Origin of the sequence: Variovorax beijingensis, assembly GCF_003951285.1 — a bacterium.
Classification (GTDB): Bacteria; Pseudomonadota; Gammaproteobacteria; order Burkholderiales; family Burkholderiaceae_C; genus Variovorax; species Variovorax beijingensis.
This window is the reverse complement of sequence record NZ_RXFQ01000001.1, coordinates 418,766-433,324: the sequence shown is the minus strand read 5'-3', so window position 1 is coordinate 433,324 and position 14,559 is coordinate 418,766. Positions and strand designations below refer to the sequence as shown.

14 protein-coding genes are annotated in these 14,559 nt (G+C 69.5%); 6 read left to right on the top strand and 8 right to left on the bottom strand.

Going from position 1 to position 14,559, the window contains the following annotated elements; genetic code table 11:
* Positions 1–4: 4 nt before the first annotated feature.
* Both EJO66_RS02095 and EJO66_RS02090 read right to left on the bottom strand, forming a co-directional pair.
* Complete coding sequence (locus tag EJO66_RS02095) at positions 5–685, bottom strand: TIGR02117 family protein (RefSeq protein WP_124957277.1); 681 nt, start codon at positions 683–685, stop codon at positions 5–7.
* 13 nt (positions 686–698) lie between these two features.
* Positions 699–1,949, bottom strand: coding sequence for a Y-family DNA polymerase (locus EJO66_RS02090; RefSeq protein WP_125964544.1), 1,251 nt, complete (start codon positions 1,947–1,949; stop codon positions 699–701).
* Positions 1,950–2,057: 108 nt separating this feature from the next.
* Here EJO66_RS02090 and EJO66_RS02085 point away from each other — a divergent pair, with 108 nt between their 5' ends.
* Together EJO66_RS02085 and EJO66_RS02080 are read left to right on the top strand one after the other, a co-directional pair.
* Entirely contained in the window at positions 2,058–2,903 is an 846-nt protein-coding gene (locus tag EJO66_RS02085) for an RNase A-like domain-containing protein (protein ID WP_124957275.1), read from the top strand.
* A gap of 19 nt (positions 2,904–2,922) precedes the next feature.
* The gene (locus tag EJO66_RS02080; RefSeq protein ID WP_021006048.1) at positions 2,923–3,201 is read left to right on the top strand and encodes a contact-dependent growth inhibition system immunity protein; all 279 of its coding nucleotides are present in this window, start codon (positions 2,923–2,925) and stop codon (positions 3,199–3,201) included.
* A gap of 47 nt (positions 3,202–3,248) precedes the next feature.
* On the opposite strand, the gene EJO66_RS02075 is transcribed toward EJO66_RS02080, so the two are convergent.
* Positions 3,249–3,887, bottom strand: a complete 639-nt coding sequence (locus EJO66_RS02075) for a hypothetical protein (RefSeq protein WP_124957274.1) — start codon at positions 3,885–3,887, stop codon at positions 3,249–3,251.
* A 109-nt stretch (positions 3,888–3,996) separates the two neighbouring features.
* Here EJO66_RS02075 and EJO66_RS02070 point away from each other — a divergent pair, with 109 nt between their 5' ends.
* A complete protein-coding gene (locus tag EJO66_RS02070; protein WP_124957273.1) occupies positions 3,997–4,560 on the top strand; it encodes a putative glycolipid-binding domain-containing protein in 564 nt (187 codons plus the stop codon).
* A 4-nt stretch (positions 4,561–4,564) separates the two neighbouring features.
* Here EJO66_RS02070 and EJO66_RS02065 read toward each other — a convergent pair whose 3' ends face one another.
* Complete coding sequence (locus tag EJO66_RS02065) at positions 4,565–5,563, bottom strand: Bug family tripartite tricarboxylate transporter substrate binding protein (RefSeq protein ID WP_124957272.1); 999 nt, start codon at positions 5,561–5,563, stop codon at positions 4,565–4,567.
* Complete coding sequence (locus EJO66_RS02060) at positions 5,560–6,480, bottom strand: LysR substrate-binding domain-containing protein (protein ID WP_125964543.1); 921 nt, start codon at positions 6,478–6,480, stop codon at positions 5,560–5,562. Before EJO66_RS02060 ends, EJO66_RS02065 begins: the two co-directional genes overlap by 4 nt.
* Positions 6,481–6,601: 121 nt before the next feature.
* Here EJO66_RS02060 and EJO66_RS02055 point away from each other — a divergent pair, with 121 nt between their 5' ends.
* Genes EJO66_RS02055 through EJO66_RS02045 form a run of 3 tightly spaced genes read left to right on the top strand, consistent with a single transcriptional unit; the run spans position 6,602 to position 11,694 of the window.
* Entirely contained in the window at positions 6,602–9,340 is a 2,739-nt protein-coding gene (locus EJO66_RS02055; protein ID WP_125964542.1) for a tannase/feruloyl esterase family alpha/beta hydrolase, read from the top strand.
* On the top strand, positions 9,340–10,695 hold the full coding sequence (locus EJO66_RS02050) for an alpha/beta hydrolase (RefSeq protein WP_124957269.1): 1,356 nt from the start codon (positions 9,340–9,342) through the stop codon (positions 10,693–10,695). Before EJO66_RS02055 ends, EJO66_RS02050 begins: the two co-directional genes overlap by 1 nt.
* Positions 10,696–10,719: 24 nt before the next feature.
* The gene (locus tag EJO66_RS02045) at positions 10,720–11,694 is read left to right on the top strand and encodes a tripartite tricarboxylate transporter substrate-binding protein (RefSeq protein WP_124957268.1); all 975 of its coding nucleotides are present in this window, start codon (positions 10,720–10,722) and stop codon (positions 11,692–11,694) included.
* 15 nt (positions 11,695–11,709) lie between these two features.
* Here EJO66_RS02045 and EJO66_RS02040 read toward each other — a convergent pair whose 3' ends face one another.
* From EJO66_RS02040 to EJO66_RS02030, 3 genes are all read right to left on the bottom strand, one after another.
* Complete coding sequence (locus EJO66_RS02040) at positions 11,710–12,867, bottom strand: alpha-hydroxy acid oxidase (RefSeq protein WP_124957267.1); 1,158 nt, start codon at positions 12,865–12,867, stop codon at positions 11,710–11,712.
* Positions 12,868–13,004: 137 nt separating this feature from the next.
* The gene (locus EJO66_RS02035; RefSeq protein ID WP_124957266.1) at positions 13,005–13,889 is read right to left on the bottom strand and encodes a LysR substrate-binding domain-containing protein; all 885 of its coding nucleotides are present in this window, start codon (positions 13,887–13,889) and stop codon (positions 13,005–13,007) included.
* A 13-nt stretch (positions 13,890–13,902) separates the two neighbouring features.
* Positions 13,903–14,505: a TetR/AcrR family transcriptional regulator gene (locus tag EJO66_RS02030; protein ID WP_124957265.1), complete on the bottom strand. Its 603-nt coding sequence runs from the start codon at positions 14,503–14,505 to the stop codon at positions 13,903–13,905.
* Positions 14,506–14,559: the final 54 nt, after the last annotated feature.

The following is a 14,559-nucleotide window of genomic DNA, read 5'->3' as shown; positions in this document are numbered from 1 at the left end:
GGGGTCAGGGCCGCACCGGCTGCAGGTGCCACGTCACGTTGAAATCGAAGGGCGTCCACCGGCTCACCGTGACGCCCGCCTGCCGCAGGCCGCGGCCGGTCCAGGTGTTGCAGGTCTCGAAGAGGTGATAGCCGCCTTCGGCTTCGTAGAAGGCGTCGTCGTTGCCGTAGTGGGCGTCGGCAACGGGTGTCGCGCGGCCCGAGGCGAGCGTCGCCTGCACGTAACCTGCGAGCTGCGCGTACTGTGCCTGCGAGAGCGGCAGGTGGAAGGCGTTCCTGCGCAATGAGGCGCGCGTGAGATAGGTCACGTGCAGCAGCGCGCGGTTGCCGCCGAGCAGGGCGCCCAGGGCGCGCGAGGCCGTGAGGTCGGCCCAGGTGGGCGTGTGCAGGTAGAACTCGCGGTCGCCCCAGCCGATGGCGATGAACTCGGCGTCGGGCGGCACGGCCCTGAAGTGCGCGAACGGAAAGAGTTGCTGCCAGTCGATGGTGGCCGAGCGGATCGGAAACACCAGGTCGGTGTGGATGCCATTGCTCAGCACCCAGGCCTCGAGGGCGGGCGGCTGCGCGGGCGCCCCTGCTTTGGCCGGCCAGAGCATCAGCGCGCAGGCCGCGCCCACATACAGCCCTACCGCCAGCGTGAACCCCAGCAGCGTGAATGCGATGCGCCGGAGCCAGCGTTTGATCACGGCTTCGGACGCTTCAGAAGAGCGACGCGGTGGCCGAGACCGCCTCCGCGGAGGCGCGCGTGGCCGGGCCGCCCGCGGCCGGCGCCGTGGCCTCGGGGCTGCCGGCCTTCGCAAGCGCGCCGACGCGCACGCCCAGGAGGCGAAGCGGCCGCTCCAGCGGCACGCGCTTCAGGCACAGCCCGCCGACCTGGCGGATGGTCTTGCCGTCGGCGGTGTGGCGCTCGATGGTCTGGTCGCGCGTGGCGATCCTGAAATCGTCATAGCGCAGCTTGATGCCGATGGTCTTGCCCACGTAGCCCTTGCGCTGCAGGTCTTCGGCCACTTTCTCGCACAGGTGGGTGAAGATCGCGCCCAGCTCGGCGCGGTCGCGCACCGCATGCAGGTCGCGGTCGAAGGTGGTCTCGCGGCTCATCGACACGGGCTCGCTCTCGGTCACCACCGGCCGGTTGTCGCGCCCCCAGGCCACCTCGTGCATCCAGGCGCCCGTGGACTTGCCGAAATTCTGGATCAGCCAGTCGCGCTCGCGCGCCGCGAGCTGGCCCACCGTCTCGATGCCGAAGCGCTTGAGCTTCTCGTCGGCCTTGGGCCCGATGCCGTTCACCTTGCGGCAGGGCAGCGGCCAGATGCGCGTCTGCAGGTCGTCTTCGTAGACCACCGAGATGCCATTGGGCTTGTTGAACTCGCTCGCCATCTTGGCGATGAGCTTGTTGGGCGCCACGCCGATGGAGCAGGTGAGGCCGGTCGCGTCGAAGATGGCTTTCTGGATCAACCGGGCCAGCGAACGGCCGCCGTCGCGCTGGCCGCCCGGCACATCGGTGAAGTCGATGTACACCTCGTCCACGCCGCGGTCTTCCATCAGCGGCGCGACCTCCCTGATGACCTGCTTGAAGGTGCGCGAGTACCTGCGTATCTCGTCGAAGTCCACCGGCAGGATGATGGCCTGCGGGCACAGCTTGGCGGCCTTCATGAGCCCCATGGCCGAGCCCACGCCGAACTGCCGCGCCGGGTAGGTGGCAGTGGTGATCACGCCGCGGCCCACGTAGTCCTTCAGCCGGGGAAAGGCGTCGACTGGAATGTCGGCCAGCGTGCCGCCCTCGGGCACGTGGCGGATCGCCTCGTCCGCGCTGCGCCGCCCGCCGCCGATCACCACCGGCAGGCCCTTGAGCTGCGGATAGCGCAGCAGCTCGACCGACGCGTAGAAGGCGTCCATGTCGAGGTGGGCGATGCGGCGGATCGGGGGTGCTGGAACGGTCGGGGAGCTCACGGCACTGATTGTCTCGCGGCCGGGCGATGTTCGCCTGCCGGGCGGCTGCATGCAAGAATGCGGCCGGTTTGCAGGCTGGCCCTCCGATGGCATGGAAAGGGAAATGGCATGGATGACGAAGTCGAAGGCTTGAGCATTGCGCTGACGCCGGTGCAGATGGCAGCGGTGCTGGGCGGGCAGGACGTGCCCGAATCCGCGAGCCTGAGCAACCGGCTCTGGGGCACCCTGGGGCTGGTGGGTGGCGTGGTGGAACTGGTGGGTGCCGGCGTGCTGTGCCTGGCGCCCGAGCCCACGATGGTGACCAAGGCCGGGTGCGTGGTGCTCGGCGTTCATGGCAGCGACACGGTTTCCGCCTCCGCGCGCCAGATGTGGACCGGGCAACTGCAGCGCACCGCCACGGCCATCACGGCGGACGCCGCGGCGCAGTCGCTGGGCGCATCGCCCGAAACCGGCGCGCAGATCGGCTTGGCTGTCGACGTGGCGGTGCCGCTGTTCGTGGCTTCCGGGCTGGTCGCCGCGCGAGTGATCGCGGTGCGTGCCGGCAGGTTTCGCCTGGAGCCGGTCGACCTGTTGCGGCATGAAGGGCCGCTGAACACCAAGATCGGCGGCCACACGATCCGCGAGCATGTCGGCAAGACCGAGGTGGAGCTTTTCGAGCGGTTGGTGAACAAGCCGTCGCTGCCCAAGGCGTCGTCGTTCCACAACCTCGACATCGCGGAGCGCGCCATCAGCGCCACTGTTCGTGCCAACGCCAGAGCCATCAAGGCATGGTCGCGCTCGGCCGCCGTGGGCTCCAAGCCCATGGCGTTCGAGCACAACGCCGGCAGCGTGGTGGGCATCGGCGTTCAGCGGGGCAGCACCGCCGTCAGCCAGCTGAGCAACGTACGCCTGATCCTGAACATGAAGAGCTACAACGGCATGCCGTACTACATACTGACGGCGCACCCCTTCTGAAACCAGCAGCCGAATCACCATGAAGCGCTACGAACTCATCGAGAACCTCACCGAGGTCTACTTCGGCCAGGATTACGATTATTTCGGCGAGACCGGCGCCGAAATCATGGCGGAATACCGGAAGGCGTGTACGCCCGCCGAACTCGAGGCGCTGCGCGTCGAGATCGTCGATTTCATGCGCTCGCACCCGGATCTGGAAACCGACTTTCCGCGCCGGTTCGAGCGCCCCGCCCAGCCGGAAGACTTCGGATCCACCATCCGCGAATTCCTGGAGAGCGTGCTCGCCGCGCTGAAATAGCGGCGGGCGCCCCATCCGATTACCTTGGTGCGCGGCGCTGGCAATTTTCAGCGCAGATCGAGTGCCCCGGCCGGTTGCACCTCGCCGCCAAGCCACGCATCCGGTCCAAGTTCTTTCGCCAGATAGGCCACGAGCTTGGCGGTGCGCTCGCGCAACGGGGCAATGCAGGCCTGCAGGCCGGCCCTGGGCAGTGCAACGGCCTGGCCGGGTTCATCATCGAAATCGGGGTTGCTTTCGCGGATGTAGAGCGTGCCGTTGTGGGCCCAGGCCTGCACCGCCCAGCCCTGGTCCTGGTCGTCGTAGACCAGGCCCTCGCCGTGCCCTGCCACGGCGGCAAGGAAGTGGTCCATGGGAGAGAAAGTGTCGTACCAGGGGAAGGACAGGTGAATGCCCGCCTCCTCGTTGTCGAGCCGCAGCGCCATCCAGAAGTACTGGCGCACCTGGTGGAGTTTCAGCGCGTGCTGCCGGGCCAGTGCGGCTACCTGGCCGTAGTACGCCGCAAGCTCTGCCTCGTGCCCGAGGGCCTCCGAGGTGCGCGCCAGCAAGCGCGAGGCGCGAGGGAATTCCGGCAGGGCGAGCGGCTCGGGCGGATGGTCCGGTGCCGCATGGAATTCGTCCCGCAAATGAAATGCGATCTCGGGCTCGAGCGAGTCGATCGGCCGGGCATCGGCGAACCAGGATTCCACTTGCGTGCTCCTTCGAGTGGTGCCCCGCGGCGGAGGCGAATCTTCTTCACGATGCGGGGCATTGTGACAAGGCTTGCCTGTTGCGCCCGCTGGGGCCATCATCCGCGCCATGCAAACCGTCGCTTCCATCCTGTGGCGCAGGCTCGATGCACCGGGCCATGACGCTTGCCGGCTCGAGCGCAACGCAACCGCGTGGCAGCTCGACGGCGCCGCCGTGTTCCGCCTGGAGGACGGCCGCATCGGCCAGCTGCACTACCGCGTGCGCTGCGACCTGCACTGGCACACGCAGTGGGGCACGGTGCGCGGCTGGCTCGGCGGCAGCGCCATCGACCTGGCCATTGCCCGCGATGCGCGCGGCCACTGGAAACTCAACGACGAGGCGGTGCCCGACCTGTCGCATTGCACCGACCTCGACCTGGGCTTCACGCCCGCCACCAACCTGCTGCAATTGCGCCGGCTCAACCTGGCAAAGGGCGAGGGCGCCGACGCGCCGGCCGCCTGGGTCGACCTGGACGGCGGCGGCGTGCTCAGCGAGCTGATGCAGCGCTACGAGCGAACCGCGGACGACGCCTATGCCTACGAGGCCAAGCGCTTCGACTACGCGGCAACCCTGCGCGTCACGCAGGACGGCTTCGTGCGCGACTACCCGGGCCTCTGGAGCGCCGACGCGTAGCGCATCAGTCGAACTGCGAACGGTCCCCCGCCACCAGTTCGCGGTTGCGCCGCCGGTCGATGGCGATCTCGCGCGCAAAGTCTTCGCTGGGGCCGCCGGCCGGAATGTTGTGCGCGTCGCGCAGCCGGGTGTGCAGCGGCTCGGCGCGCAGCAGGCGGTTGATCTCCGCATTGAGGCGCTGAACCACGGCCGTTGGCGTACGCGCCGGCGCGAAGATGCCGAACAGCGAATCGCGGTTGGCCTTCTCGAAGCCCAGTTCCGCGAGCGTGGGTACCGAAGGCAGCGCCTCGATGCGCGCCGGCGCGCCCACGGCCAGCGCGCGCAGGCGGCCGCTTTCGATGTACTGCAGCTGCTGCGCCGCGACGTTGGTCGAGAGCACCTCGAACTGCCCGCTGAGCGCGTCGTTGAGCTGCGGACCGCCGCCCTGATACGGGATGTGCGTGATGTCGGTGCGGCTTTGCATGCGCACCTGCGCCAGCACCAGGTGCCCGATGGTGGCCACGCCCGAGCTGGCCCAGCGCAGCGCGCCCGGCCGGCTGCGCGCCATGGCGATCAGGTCGCCGAAGCTGCGGCCCGCGAAGGCCGGCGTGCCGACCACCAGCACCGGCGTTCGCATCACGCCGGCCACGGGCGCGAAGCCGCGCAGCGGGTCGTAGGCCACGCGCGCGAGCAGCGGCTGCAGCGTGAGCGGGCTGATGGCCGAGAAGGCCAGCGTGCAGCCGTCGGGCGCGGCGCGCGCGAGCGCATCCATGCCCACGCTCCCGCCGGCGCCCGCGCGGTTCTCGACCAGCACCGGCACGCCCAGCGCCTGCGCGAGCGGCTCGGCCAGCGCGCGCGCCATGCCGTCGCTCACGCCGCCGGGCGGATACACCACGATCAGCCGCACCGGCCGCTGCGGCCAGGGCGGCGCGGCGGCGTGCAGCAGGCGCGGCATCGCGCACGAGGCCGCGAGCAGCGTGCCCATGCGGCGCACGAAGCGGCGGCGCTGCAACAGCATGCTCATGACCCCGGGTGCTCGCTCGCGAGCCGGCGCAGCAGCGCGGCAAAGTGCTGCGCGGGCAGGTTGTCTTCCTCGGCGCGCAGCACCAGCGTGAGCGGCGCGTCGAGCTGTCCGCCATCGGCCAGCCGCACATAGGCGATGGCATGCGCATGCACGCCGCTCATCGAGGCCGGCACCACCGAGAGGCCGACCCCCGCCGCCACGAGGTTCAGGTTGGTCATCATGCGATCGACTTCGGCCACCACGCGCGGGCGCAGGCCCTTGGCGTGGCACAGCGCGAGCAGCTCGGCATAGAGGCCGGGCGCGCCGGGGCGCCGCACCAGGATGATGCCCTCCTCGCACAGCCTGGCGAGCGGCAGTGCACGCGAGGCCTTGCTGCGCGCGAGGGCAAGTCGATGGTCGATGGGCATGGCCACCAGCACCGGCTCGCGCAGCAGCGTTTCGAACACCAGGCCCTCGGGCCGCGCCACCGGCACGCGCAGCAGGCCGCAGTGCAGGCGGCCGGCGGCCAGCGCCTCGGTGAGCTCGGCGGCGTTGTCCTCGCGCAGCTGCAGTTCCACGTCCGGATGCGCGCGGCGAAAGGCGCGCAGGGCCTCGGGCATGAAGCGGTGCGCCGCGGCGGAACTCGTGAAGCCGACCGCCAGCGTGCCGGCCTGTCCCTTGGCGACACGGGCCATGCGCTGCTTCATGGCCTCCATGTCCTGCAGCATGCGCAGCGCCTCGGCCTGGAACAGCCGGCCCGCATCGGTGAGCGCCACGCCGCGCGGATGGCGCCTGAACAGCAGCACGCCGAGCTCGCGCTCCAGTGCCTTGATCTGCTGGCTCAGTGGCGGCTGCTGGATGCCCAACTGCTCGGCGGCACGCGTCATGTGGCCGGTGCCGGCCACGGCCGTGAAGTAGCGCAGCGCTCTGATGTCCATATGTTTTTTGTATTGAAAGTGCCTTGTTATTTTATTTGACCCCAGGTCACCCGTGCACCTATCGTCCGGCCGCCTGTTCAAAAAAAGCGGTCCTTCGAGGCCGCACGCCGGAGACAAATCCATGCGCGCACCGCGCCCCTCATCGATGTTTCGCGCCGCTTTCCGCGCCTGCCGTCCGCTCGGCACCGCGATCGGCTTTTCCCTGGTCCTGGCCGCATGCGGCGGTGGTGGTGGAGGAGGAGGCGGCGGCTTCTCCTTCCCGACGCAGCCTGCAGGCACCAGCCCGCCCGATGCCGACCCGCCGGACAACGCGCCGCCGCCGCCCGTGGTGCCGGTGCTCTCGTGCGCCGAGCTTGCCGGCAAGAGCCTGCCCGCCTCGGCGATCGGCCTGCCCACGCAGGGCGCCACCGTCACCAGCGCCACGCCCGTGGCGGCGGGCGACGCCAGCAACCCGATGGGCGACTACTGCCGCGTGCGCGGCACCATCCAGCCGGTCGATCCCGCTTCGCAGGCGATCAACTTCGCGCTCAACCTGCCCGAGAAGTGGAACCAGAAGACCATCCACTTCGGCGGCGGCGGTTTCGATGGCGTGCTCATCGACGGCACCGAGACCATCCGCTTCGGCCCCGCCGGCAAGCCCGCGCCGCTGGCGCTCGGCTATGCCACCTACGGCGACGATTCGGGCCACCAGGCGAGCAGCATCACCGACGGCCGCTTTGCGGCCAACGACGAGCAGCTGGCCAACTACGGCGGCCTGTCGCTCAAGAAGACCCGCGACGTGGCGCAGGCGCTGGTGCTCGCACGCTACGGCGTCAAGCCGAAGAAGGCGTACTTCCTCGGCACCTCCACCGGCGGGCGCGATGCGCTCGGCTACGTGCAGCGCTGGCCGCTCGACTACGACGGCATCATCGCCAACGAGCCCGCGCTCAACTACACCGGTACGCGGCTGTCGAACGTGGCGGTAGGACGCGCGCTCTACAGCAACGGCGGCGCCGGCTGGATGAACGTGGCCAAGACGCTGCGGGTGCAGAAGGCCGCGATGCAGGCCTGCGACAAGCTCGACGGCGCGGCCGACAACATCGTGAGCAACGTGGAAAGCTGCCGCCAGCTCAATGAGCCCATCCTTGCATCGCTGCGCTGCAGCGGCGGGCTGGACACCGGCGACACCTGTCTGTCGGACGCGCAGATCGCCACCGTGCGCACCATCGAGTCGCCGCTCGAATTCACCCGCTATGCGCTCGCCAACGGCGTGCGCCGCGCGGGCGGCTACAACCTGCTCGAGGGCGCATTGGTGGCCGGGCCGTACACCACGCGTGACCTCGGCACGCGCAGGGTGCCGGCCAATCCGGCCACCTCGGCCGATGCCAACATGTACGTCACGGGCGACCAGTGGGTGAAGTACTTCGTCACGCGCATCGACAGCTTCGACACGCTCGGCTTCGATCCGCTGGACCCGGCCGGCTACACGGCGCGCGTTGCGGAGGTGTCGAGGCTCACCGATGCCACCAACCCCGACCTCGCGCCCTTCTTCGCGCACGGCGGGCGCATCATCATGCTGCACGGCCTGGCCGACGAAGTGATCAGCCCCAACTCCACCATCGACTACTACCGGCAGCTCGTCGCCACGCTGGGCCAGGCCGCGGTGGACGAGAGCGTGCGCTTCTACACCGTGCCCGGCATGGGCCATGGCACGGGAGTGTTCATTCCCAACTGGGATTCGCTCGCGGCGCTCGAAGGCTGGGTCGAGGAGGGCCTCGCGCCCGCCACCGGCGTGGCGGTGGACGCCGTGGCCGGCACCTACGGCCGCACGCGTCCGCTGTGCCGCTTTCCGTCATGGCCCAAGTACCGCGGCAGCGGCAGCCTCGACGCGGCGGTCAACTACAGCTGCGTGACCGAGGTGGGCGATCCGCTCGTCTGCCCGAACCTGCCCGCGGCCGCCACGGCCTACAAGGGCGGCAACGGATTCGGTGAAGAGCTCAGCGTGCAAATCGACCCTGCCACCATGGCCTACACCGTGACCATCGATGCCAGCCTGCAGCGCGCCACCGGCGCGCAGCGCAGCGGCACGCTGGTGGCGCAGGGCCAGTGCAGCTACGCCAGCGCGGAGAGCGGCGCGGTCTTCAGCTTCGCGCCCGGCGGCGTGCTGCTCGGCGGCGTGAACGCGCCGGCCGGCGGCGGCTTCACGCCGCTGCTGGCCTTCCAGGCCACCTTCGAGAATGCGGCCACGCCCACGGTGTTCAACCCGGTGGCGAACATCTTCAATGCGGTGGGCGTGCAGCAGGGCAGCGGCGCCGCGGTGGCGCATGCCTCGTCGGTGCGGCTGCGCAACGCGGGCACCTTCCAGTACTGCCGCGACGCGATCACTGGCAGCTTCATGGCCTACGACCCGAGCTGCACGCAGACCGAGAAGGGCTACATCAGCTACAACGCCGCACGCAGCGCCTTCGACCTGCGCACCACCTCGCCGACGGGCGGTGCTGCCACCACGGGCGGCACGCTCACCGGCTCGATGGTGATCGGCCTGGTCAACGGCAGCGCGGTGCCGCTGCACCTGGTGCGCGAATCGGCCGCCAACACCGGCCTTCGGCTGCTGGCGCCGCAGCAGAGCCTGATGGCGGGCGCGGCCGACGGCAGCTACGCCATGGCCAGCGTGCAAGGCGAAAGCCGCGAGGCCACGGTGGCGGGCAGCGCCTTCAACCTGGGCGGCGCCGCCGCGGCGCTGAGCTACGACACGCCGGTGCCCGGCGTGGTGCAGGCCGACGCGGGCCGGCCCGGCAATTTCATCTTCACCCACGGCGTTCTCGGCTTCGTCTCCACATCGGGGACGGCCGCGGCGCTGGAACTCGGAGCACGGCATTGATGAACAACAACGGCAAACCACTTCTTCGCACCTTCGCTCTCGCGCTGCTTGGCACCATGGCCGCGCTGGCGGCCGAGGCCGCCGCCTGGGGCCCCAAGCCCGCGGCCTGCCCGGCGCCGGTGCCCGCGCAAACGCGCTGCTACACCGGCGACGATGGCGCCGGCGCGCTCTACTGGATCGCCATACCGCAGGCGTGGAACCGCGTGCTCGTGATGCATGCCCATGGCGGACCCGAGACCGGCCCGCCCCGGCTCGAGCGCAGCGAGGCAGACCTGAAGCGCTGGGCCGTCACCGTGAAGGCCGGCTACGCGTGGGCCGGCTCCACCTACCGCCGCGGCGGCTACGGCGTGACCATGGCAGCGGAAGACACCGAGCGCCTGCGCCGCATCTTCGTGCAGCGCTTCGGCCCGCCGCGACGCACGCTGCTGCATGGCCAGAGCTACGGCGCGGGCGTGGCCGCGAAGGCGGCCGAGCTCTATGCGCCGGCCGGCGATGCGAAGAGCCCGTACGACGGCCTGCTGCTGACCAGCGGCGTGCTCGGCGGCGGCAACAGCGCCTACGATTTCCGGCTCGACCTGCGCGTGGTCTACCAATACGTGTGCCGCAACCATCCGAAGCCCGACGAGCCGCAATACCCGCTGTGGCAGGGCCTGCCGATGGAGTCGAAGCTCACGCGCGCCGAGCTGGCCGCACGCGTCAAGGAATGCACCGGCGTCGGAATGCCCGCGGCGCAGCGCACGCCCGAGCAGGCCGCGCGGCTCAAGACCATCCTGTCGGTCGTGAAGATCCAGGAGCGCTCGCTGCTGGGGCACCTGAACTGGGCCACCTGGCTGTTCCAGGACCTGGTGCAGCAGCGCCTGGGCGGACGCAACCCGTTCGGCAACGTCGGCGTGGCCTACCAGGGCTCGGCCGACGATGCGGCGCTGAATGCCGGCGTGGCGCGCTATGCGGCCGACCCGCAGGCCAAGGGCGCGCTTGCCGCCGACAGCCAGCCCACCGGCCGCACCGCGCTGCCCACCGTGGCCCTGCATGCCATCGACGATCCCACGGCTTTCGTCGAGCTCGAAAACGCCTACCGGCGCATCCGCGATGCCGCGGGCACCGGCGGCACGCTGGTGCAGAGCTTCAGCGCCGAGCGCGAGCACAGCTACCTGAGCGATTCGGAGTACCCGGCGCTCTTCGCGGCGCTTGTCGACTGGATCGACAAGGGCGAGAAGCCCACGCCCGCGAGCCTGGCGCAGCGCTGTGCGGCGCTGATGCCGAGCTACGACACCGACGGCAAGAACGGCTGCCACATCAAGCCCGAATGGCAAGCGCCGGCGCTCGAAACCCGCGTGCCTGCGCGGGCGCCCTGATTTTCTTAACTCGATGGAGACCCCATGAAAAAACTGTTCGCCCTTGCGGCGATCGTCCTGGCCGCCGGTGCGCATGCGCAGGAGTTCCCCGCAGGCAAGCCCGTGACCATCGTCGTGCCCTTTGCCGCCGGCGGCCCGACCGACCGCGTGGCGCGCGACCTGGCCGAGGCATTGCGCAAACCCCTGGGCGGCGCGAGCGTGATCATCGACAACGTGCCCGGCGCCGGCAGCTCGATCGGCGCAGCCAAGGTGGCGCGCGCCGCGCCCGATGGCTACACGCTGCTCCTGAACCACATCGCGATGGCCACCGTGCCCACGCTGGTGCGCAACCTGCCGTTCAAGGTCGAGAGCGACTTCGAGTACCTCGGCATCGTCAACGACGTGCCGATGACGCTGATCGCCAAGCCCAGCCTTCCGGCCGGCAACTACGCGGAGCTTGCCGGCTGGATTGCCGCCAACAAGGGCAGGATCAACATCGGCAACGCGGGCATCGGCTCGGCCTCGCACCTGTGCGGGCTGCTCTTCCAGAGCGCGACGAAGACCGAGATGACGCCCGTGCCCTACAAGGGCACCGCACCGGCGATCACCGACCTGATCGGCGGGCAGATCGACCTCCTGTGCGACCAGACCACCAACACCTCGCCGCAGATCGAGGCGAAGAAGGTCAAGGCCTATGCGGTCACCACGCCCAGGCGCCTCGCGATGCCGCTGCTGAAAGACTTGCCCACGCTCGACGAAGCCGGGCTGAAGAACTTCCAGGTCACCATCTGGCACGGCCTGTATGCGCCCAAGGGCACGCCGGCTCCGGTGTTAAAGAGGCTCAACGATGCACTGAAGGTGGCGTTGAAGGACCCCGACTTCATCAAGCGCGAAGAAGCGCTCGGTGCCGTGGTGGCCACCGACGGCCGCATCGAGCCCGAGGGCCACAGGAAGTTCGTGGCGGCCGAGATCGCCAAGTGGAGCCCGGTCATCAAGGCCGCGGGGGTCTACGCGGATTGATGAGTTCGAGAAGCCCTAGAAGCTACCCGGCAGCAGGATCCCCGAATCCACGTTCTCGATATTCGTGTGCCCGCAAAAGGCCATGGTGATGTCGAGCTCCTTGTGGATGATCTGCAGCGCGCGCGTCACGCCCTCCTGCCCGTAGGCGCCAAGGCCATAGAGAAAGCTGCGGCCGATCAGCGTGCCGCGGGCGCCGAGCGCGCGCGCCTTGAGCACGTCCTGGCCGCTGCGGATGCCGCCGTCCATCCACACCTCGATCTCGCGTCCAACGGCATCGACGATGGCGGGCAGCGCCGCGATGGAAGAGGGCGCGCCGTCGAGCTGGCGCCCGCCGTGGTTGGAGACGATGAGGGCGTCGGCGCCGCTTGCGGCGGCCAGGCGCGCGTCTTCGACGTCCATGATGCCCTTGAGGATCAGCTTGCCGCCCCAGCGCTTCTTGATCCACTCCACGTCGGCCCAGCTGAGCGCCGGGTCGAACTGCTCGGCCGTCCATGACGACAGCGACGACAGGTCCTTCACGCCCTTGGCATGGCCCGCGATGTTGCCGAAGGTGCGGCGCTTCGTGCCGAGCATGCCCAGGCACCAGTGCGGCTTGGTCGCCAGGTTGATCATGTTGGCGATGGTCGGCTTGGGCGGCGTCGACAGGCCGTTCTTGATGTCCTTGTGGCGCTGGCCGAGGATCTGCAGGTCGAGCGTGAGCTGCAGCGCCGACACGTTCGCGGCGCGGGCGCGCTCGATCAGGCGCTCGATGAAGTCGCGGTCCTTCATCACGTAGAGCTGGAACCAGAACGGGTGCCGGCCGGTGTGCTCGGCAATGTCCTCGAGCGAGCAGATGCTCATGGTCGAGAGCGTGAACGGAATGCCGAAGGCCTTGGCCGCGCGCGCGCCCAGGATCTCGCCGTCGGCATGCTGCATGCCGGTGAGGCCGGTGGGCGCAATGGCCACCGGCATCGCAACGTCCTGCCCGATCATGGTGGAGCGCGTGGAGCGGCCCTCCATGTTCACGGCCACGCGCTGGCGCAGCTTGATCTTCTGGAAGTCGCTCTCGTTGGCGCGGTAGGTGCTTTCGGTCCACGCGCCGGAATCGGCGTAGTCGTAGAACATCTTCGGCACACGCCGCTTGGCGATCACCCTCAGGTCTTCGATGCAGGTGATCTTGGAAAGGTCGGGCACGGGGAGTCTCCTGGGTAGTCTCTGTTGTTCGATCGCGCGAGCGGGGATTATGGGCAAGCTCCGCCGCGGGCCGAGTGTGGCGTCCGAGACGGACCCCGATCTGAAAAATACCCAGGCCGGACCTGAAAAGAATTCAGTCAGTCCCGCAGCGCCCGCCGCAACCACTCGACGAAGGTCGCGCACTCCCAGCGCTCCATCGCCCCCGGCCGCCAGCACAGGAAGTAGGCGTTGGGCGAGGGCACGCTCTGCGCCGAAAGCCGCACGAGGCGCCCGTTCTCCAGCCAGGCGCTGCCGAGCTTCAGGTGCATCAGCACCACGCCGAAGTCTTCGGCCGCTGCATCGAGCGCCAGGCCCAGGTCGTTGAACTGGTGGCCCGTGGCCGGCTCCGGCAGGCCGATGCCGCGGGCCTTGAACCAGGTGCGCCACGACTCGAGCGGCGTGCGCAGCAGCTGCACGCGCGAGACCTCGGCATCGGTCGCAAAGCCGTCGAACGGCCCGTGGCGCTCCAGGTATGCCGGGCTGCAGGCGGGCGCCACGTCGTCGGCCAGCAATTGGCAGAACTCGCGGTCGTGAAAAGGCCCGGTGCCGAAGCGCAGTTCCAGGTCGGCCTCTTCGGCCGTCATGTTGCGCACCGGCATGGTCACCTGCAGCATCAGCTCGATGTTCGGATAGGCATCGCGAAACCGCGCGAGCCGGGGCAGCAGCATCTGGCGGGAGAACGTGGGCGTCACTGCCACCCGCAGCCGCCGCACCTGCGATGCGGACCCGCGGCCGGGCACCTGCTGCAGCGCCGCAATGGCCTCGCGCACGCGGGCCAGGTAGGCCACGCCGTCGGCGCTCAGGCCGAAGTCGTTGCCTGTGAAAAGCTTGAGTTCGAGCAGCGTCTCGAGCTGCCGGATGCGGTGGCTCACCGCGCTGGGCGTGACGCTGAGCTCTTCCGCCGCGAGGTTCACGCTGCGCAGGCGCGCCACGGCCTCGAAGGCCTGCAGGCCCTGCGTGGAGGGAAGTCGCGTCGAAGCCATGTGTTGTTGGATCTTATCGGGCCGCTGCGGAGCGCGACGTGGCGGCCAACGCCTCGAGCAGGCGCCGCAGATCGTCCACCGCTTCGCGCGCCAGTGCCGCGTCGCCCATCTGCGCCTTGACGATGGCGCCGTCCATGCCGAGCGCCGCGGCCTGGGCGAGCGCCACGCGTGCGGGCAAGGCCGCGGGAAGCAGGCCGGCGATGACCTCCACCATCTCGCGCTTGTGTTCGCGCGCGCGCCCGGCGGCGCCCTCCACGCTGCCGCCCACCTCGGCCACCGCGTTGATGAAGGCGCAGCCGCGAAAAGCCGGATCGGCGAACCATTCGGCGATCACGTCGGCAAGCAGCAGCAGGGCACCGGCATCGCCGGCGCGTTCGTGCGCGCCGCGGCGCCCCAGTGCATCGACGAACCACGCCATCCATCGCGCATGCCGGTGATCGAGAAAGGCGCGCACCAGGTCGTCCTTCGACGGGAAGTGCCGGTAGAAGGTGACCTTGGTGACGCCCGATGCGGCAATGACGCGGTCGATGCCGGTGGCGCGGATGCCATCGGCATAGAAGAGGTCGTGCGCCGTGAGCAGGATGCGTTCGCGCGCGGGCAGTGCGGAGATGTCCATGGCGCCATTGTAGGCATGTAGACAGGTCTGTCTACATGTGGCACATTGCGGGCC

Bases quoted from the DNA above. Each gene is read 5' to 3' on its own strand.
- EJO66_RS02085 (WP_124957275.1), top strand. From the start codon at position 2,058: ATGGATGACGAAGTCGAAGGCTTGAGCATTGCGCTGACGCCGGTGCAG.
- EJO66_RS02080 (WP_021006048.1), top strand. From the start codon at position 2,923: ATGAAGCGCTACGAACTCATCGAGAACCTCACCGAGGTCTACTTCGGC.
- EJO66_RS02070 (WP_124957273.1), top strand. From the start codon at position 3,997: ATGCAAACCGTCGCTTCCATCCTGTGGCGCAGGCTCGATGCACCGGGC.
- EJO66_RS02065 (WP_124957272.1), bottom strand. From the start codon at position 5,563: ATGAGCATGCTGTTGCAGCGCCGCCGCTTCGTGCGCCGCATGGGCACG.
- EJO66_RS02060 (WP_125964543.1), bottom strand. From the start codon at position 6,480: ATGGACATCAGAGCGCTGCGCTACTTCACGGCCGTGGCCGGCACCGGC.
- EJO66_RS02055 (WP_125964542.1), top strand. From the start codon at position 6,602: ATGCGCGCACCGCGCCCCTCATCGATGTTTCGCGCCGCTTTCCGCGCC.
- EJO66_RS02050 (WP_124957269.1), top strand. From the start codon at position 9,340: ATGAACAACAACGGCAAACCACTTCTTCGCACCTTCGCTCTCGCGCTG.
- EJO66_RS02045 (WP_124957268.1), top strand. From the start codon at position 10,720: ATGAAAAAACTGTTCGCCCTTGCGGCGATCGTCCTGGCCGCCGGTGCG.
- EJO66_RS02035 (WP_124957266.1), bottom strand. From the start codon at position 13,889: ATGGCTTCGACGCGACTTCCCTCCACGCAGGGCCTGCAGGCCTTCGAG.
- EJO66_RS02030 (WP_124957265.1), bottom strand. From the start codon at position 14,505: ATGGACATCTCCGCACTGCCCGCGCGCGAACGCATCCTGCTCACGGCG.